Origin of the sequence: Planktothrix paucivesiculata PCC 9631, assembly GCF_900009265.2 — a bacterium.
GTDB lineage: Bacteria > Cyanobacteriota > Cyanobacteriia > Cyanobacteriales > Microcoleaceae > Planktothrix > Planktothrix paucivesiculata.
On record NZ_LR735140.1, the window covers coordinates 1 to 303 of the forward strand.

Annotated in this window: 1 protein-coding gene; it reads left to right on the plus strand. The window is 38.0% G+C overall.

The window, feature by feature from the left end; translation table 11 throughout:
- The coding region (locus tag PL9631_RS26545) for a hypothetical protein (RefSeq protein WP_197046543.1) at positions 1-189 on the plus strand (189 nt) is incomplete at its 5' end.
- Between the last annotated feature and the right edge of the window lie 114 nt (positions 190-303).

Genomic DNA, 303 nt, shown 5'->3' on the forward strand with positions numbered 1-303 from the left:
GAAGGAGTAACAGAAATGCTGGAATATAATGTCCAACTTTATAGTTTGTTTAAGTTGTTAGAGAATCCGCGAGTGATTTATGTTGAAGATGAGGGGACTGACCCTGACCCCTATACTGGATTATTCATTACCGGACTGAGTTCTGATGGCGAAACAATTTATGCCCAGGCTTTGTTAACTCAAACCTAATCTTTCAAGTTCTCCCTCTAAGTTTTGGCAGTTTGGCACTAAAAAAGACTACTAAAAAAGACTATGGATCAGCGAATCCGTAGTCTTCTTTTTATGGGATTAATCAAGCATTAA